Annotated in this window: 3 protein-coding genes; 1 reads left to right on the forward strand and 2 read right to left on the reverse strand. The window is 43.1% G+C overall.

All coding sequences use genetic code 11. The features are described 5' to 3' along the window. Window positions 1–211: 211 nt before the first annotated feature. Window positions 212–1435, forward strand: coding sequence for an amidohydrolase (locus WD019_RS21400; protein WP_425712776.1), 1224 nt, complete (start codon window positions 212–214; stop codon window positions 1433–1435). 245 nt (window positions 1436–1680) lie between these two features. Here the strand turns inward: WD019_RS21400 and WD019_RS21405 are convergent, their stop codons facing one another. After that, complete coding sequence (locus WD019_RS21405) at window positions 1681–2367, reverse strand: CAP domain-containing protein (protein WP_425712777.1); 687 nt, start codon at window positions 2365–2367, stop codon at window positions 1681–1683. Window positions 2368–3207: 840 nt separating this feature from the next. Continuing rightward, the gene (locus tag WD019_RS21410) at window positions 3208–3840 is read right to left on the reverse strand and encodes a spore coat protein (RefSeq protein WP_026678900.1); all 633 of its coding nucleotides are present in this window, start codon (window positions 3838–3840) and stop codon (window positions 3208–3210) included. Window positions 3841–4275 lie beyond the last annotated feature (435 nt).

Below are 4275 nucleotides of genomic sequence, written 5' to 3' on the forward strand. Positions count from 1 at the left end.
GCCAGGAGACCAATTTTTGTCCGATAGAACGCCTCTCAAGGACAAAAACGGAGCCTGGATGCCAAATTTTATCCAATCAAAAAAATTTGTAAAAGATCGATAAAATATTATCGGAATGAATTATCTTAATATTTTTTATCGTATGAAACATACACGTACTTCTTTTACTTTCATTGTGAGAAAAAACATTTTGTCAGAAAAGGTGAATGCAATGAAGAATTCTGCTTATTGGATTACGAATGCCCGGTTAGAAACGGGCTATCAATATGAGAATGGCGCTGCCGCAGCGACTAGAGCGGCAAATTTCCATCTGTTAATCGAAAACGGAACGATCAAGTCAATCGTTCCTGCAAATGATCCGTTAGAAAGTGATTTTCCAAAGAAAGATGCAAAGAGTCTTTTGGTTCTTCCTTCCTTTATTGAAAAGCATTGCCATCTGGATAAAACGTTAGTTGGTGACTCATGGCGGGCTTGCCTTCCAGTAGCCAATCGGATTGAGAACTGCAATCTCGAAAAAGATTTGCTTCCTACTTTGTCGACGACAACAAAAGAGAGAGCCGAAGCGCTATTAGATATCCTGCAAAAGGCGGGTTCTACCCATGTACGCACTCATGTCGACATTTATCCGGAAGCCGGCCTGAAAAATTTGAGATCTGTTCAAGAAGCCCTGGCAACCTATGAAGGAAGGTTGTCTCATGAGATTGTCGCTTTTCCACAACACGGTTTATTGCGCACAAAATCGAAGGACTTAGTAAGGGAGGCATTAAGAGAAGGCGCCAACCTGGTTGGGGGCGTTGACCCGGCCATAATCGATGGCGACATTGAGGCATCTTTGCAACAGATGATGGATATCGCTGTTGAGGCAAACGTAGATATTGATTTGCATTTGCATGATCCGGGCCACCTCGGGATTTTTACAATTAGAAGGCTGGCGGCACTGACACAAGAAGCCGGATGGCAGGGCCGGGTCGCTATAAGCCATGCTTATGGATTGGGCGAAGTTTCTTTGGCGGAAGCTCTTGATGTGGCGGACATGTTGGCCGAAGTCGGCATTTCGATCATTACAAGCGTTCCGATTGATGGCCCCATGCCAAATATTGAGTTGCTGCGTAAGAAGGGAGTTAATGTTGCAGTCGGGTGCGACAATATTTTTGATTCATGGTCTCCTTTTGGCAATGGCGACATTCTCGAGCGGGCAAGCCGTTTGGCGGAGCGGTTCAATTGGGTGGATGAACGGTCGCTCGCGCAAACACTTGGTTTCATTACGGGCGGGAAGACGCCTTTAGATAAAGAAGGAAAACGTATTTGGCCGGCAATCGGGGATGAAGCGAGCATGGTCTTTGTTGAAGCCAGCTGTTCAGCAGAAGCGGTAGCTAGAAGATCAAAGCGGCAAGCTGTCATGTATAAAGGCAAGATAGTTTCTGGAGAGCTTTAGTCTGCTTGAATTTTCTTTAGAAGATAGGAAGAGGCGGAAAGTCGAAATTCAGCTTCAACAAGCCGGAGAAAAACACTCACCGAAATTAAACAAATTTAATTATACTGCAGGAATTTTAAATGGAATAAAAAAATGCACCCTTGCATCCAACGACGCAGGGGCGCATTAATTAAACGATGCAGAGGGAATAGTGGCCTATGCCTCTGTCTTCGCATTTTCAAGCTCGTTCACGGCCAAGTTTTTCTTTATTTTGTAATAAATTGTTGTACCCAGTAAGTTCCATAGGAACCACCTGTAGCGTAGCCAATGCCGATTTCTTTTAAGTTAGGATCAAGAATGTTTGCGCGGTGCCCCGGGCTTTTCATCCAGGAATCCATTACATCCTGGGCATCTTTTTGGCCGGCCGCGATGTTTTCAGCTGCACGGCTGTAATTGATGCCGAACTGCTTCATCATTTGGAATGGATCTCCATACGTCGGCGAATTATGGTCAAAATAGTTTTTATCACGCATATCTTCGGCTTTAAGTGTAGCTGTTTTATCTAAGGAAGCGTTATCTTTTAATGGCGCTAGTCCTTGTTTGGAGCGCTCTTTATTCACTAACGAGATGACTTGATTCCCGATTGTTTCGTTCACGTTAGCAGATGGCTGTTTATCTGGTGCTTGTTGCTTTGTTTCGGTTTGCGGAGCTTGCTGCTGTTTCACTGGCTCCTGTTTTTGTTCAGGCTCTGCAGCCACTTTCGGTTGAGCAGGTTGCTTTTTATCGATAAAATTGACTTTGGATTCAATATCGTTATTCCAGTGGAATCCATAGTTTTTTGTTTCTTTATTTTGAACGTGCTGAACGTCAGGTTTTGCTTGATTTGCGTCTGCGTGGTTTACTGCATGTCCGCATGGCGTTAATAGCATTGTTGCAAGTAGGATTGATTTCATTTCCTCATCTCCCTTTGTGTTTTTTGGAGCCTGCATCAAGGTTAACGTGAAAATGGACGCAGGAACAACCGGGAAATATTGCTAGTTGCCTTTAGCCATCTGCTACTTTGCCAGCCAGAATGGGCTTTTGAGCGTATAAGCCGCTTCTAAGTTACAAATATTAACTTTGACATGGCAGGCTCCATTTGATATTGCTAGTGAAGCTGCCCCCCTTGCGATAAGATAATGGCACCATATTGTACGTTAAAAAATGAGGGAAAAAGAAACTTTCTCATTGGCATTAACAGCTTGAACGTGCTTTTGAAAAACAGGAAAAACGTTAAATATTTTCAGGAATCAACCCGGTAATCGCGCCTTTTTCCCTTAACTTGAAAATAAGCACGCACATTTCATCGTATCAGCAAATGAAGCCATTTATTTTGTTTGGTATCTTGGCCTGGGATCGTTCAATGGAGGATATTAACGTTTATTCACAAGGGAAATTGTGAAGTGGGTGTATTCTGCCCGCAATATTGTTCAAACGGGTGTGGGTGCTTTATGGTAGGGATTAAGGGGGTCAATCGCGGGGGGTTCAGGGAAAAGGCAAAAAACAATGGTTGCGAACAATAAGCGTCGATCGGCTTTCGACTCCGCTCATTCGCATTCAAGCAGCTATTGGTACAAGCTACATAGGAAGATGCAATGTCCCTGTATAGCTAAAAATCAACAACTATTGGGAATATGGCCGTGGAGTTTTGATACATGCAATTTGCCAGGGGATCATTTTAAGGCGAATGGCCAATAATGGTTTTAAAAAAGCTACTTTAGATCATGGACTAAAGTAGCATTTCTGATATTTTCCTATTGATAAAGCTGGTCGCTTTCTCCCGCAATTGGGTTTTGGCCCTGGTATTTGTTTAAGTATTGCTGGATCGGCTTTTGATTTTCAGGAACCACTTGATACATTGCGCCGATTTTTCCGATCATGTTTGGATCCGCTTGTTCTAACGGGTAATAGCCTTTCTTTACCATGTATTGCCACATATCATAGGCATGTGAACAGCTCATCATAAAGGCCGTTTGATGAAAGGAGCGCAATTCCGGATTTGCGGCTTCCATTGCCGCATTCGCATATTCGCGTCCGGCTCGTTTCAATGTTAATAGGTAAGCCGTCGCCATTTCGCGATCGTTAAAATCCTGAATCATTGTGCGTGGCTGAACCGGTGGGTATTGGCCGGCAGGAGACTGTGTATAATTGCCAAGCTGCCCATTTTCCTTAAAAAGCTTTAATTCTTTTGTAGCGCCTTCCGTCTGGCTGATGAATGACGCTTTCATATTATAGTCGCGGATATGGTGCGGGAAATGGCGTTCTAAAATACTTTTAAATTCTGGGTCCTGAACATGTTGCAACATGTAAGCCATATTTGTGATCGTGTTTACGCAACTCATCGATAATTCATTTAAATCCATGAGTTCATGTGCTGCTAGCTGCATTGTTTTCCTCCTTTTTTGATCGAAGTAATCACATACAGCCTTAATTTTCCCAATCGCATATCCTTTTATCCGAATAATCTTTTCTCTAACAATAAATAAAATCCCCGGGTCATCCCAAGGATGTAGGCTATCTACACCTTACACATTTCTGTCTTAGCAAAATCAAACTAAGGCGGAGTTTTGATAAAGAGTGAAGTGATATACATAAGATAAGTCAATTCGATTTCAACCCAGGCTAAACCGACATCTATCACAATCGCGTCGAGGTTGTACCAATAGACGTTAAAGGCGAAACCAATTTAGAGGGGTTGAACAAAATCAGTGCCGGCGGAAAGAAAAAAGTCCAATAGAGCTCGTCTATTGGACAAAATCAGGCTCAGCGGAAAGAAAACTGTCCAATAGGGCCTGTCTATTGAACAAAAACCAGTCCGGAAA

The organism is Fictibacillus sp. Mic-4 (genome assembly GCF_049843615.1).
Taxonomy (GTDB): domain Bacteria; phylum Bacillota; class Bacilli; order Bacillales; family Fictibacillaceae; genus Fictibacillus_A; species Fictibacillus_A gelatini.

Bases quoted from the DNA above. Each gene is read 5' to 3' on its own strand.
- WD019_RS21400 (WP_425712776.1), top strand. From the start codon at position 212: ATGAAGAATTCTGCTTATTGGATTACGAATGCCCGGTTAGAAACGGGC.
- WD019_RS21410 (WP_026678900.1), bottom strand. From the start codon at position 3,840: ATGCAGCTAGCAGCACATGAACTCATGGATTTAAATGAATTATCGATG.
- WD019_RS21405 (WP_425712777.1), bottom strand. From the start codon at position 2,367: ATGAAATCAATCCTACTTGCAACAATGCTATTAACGCCATGCGGACAT.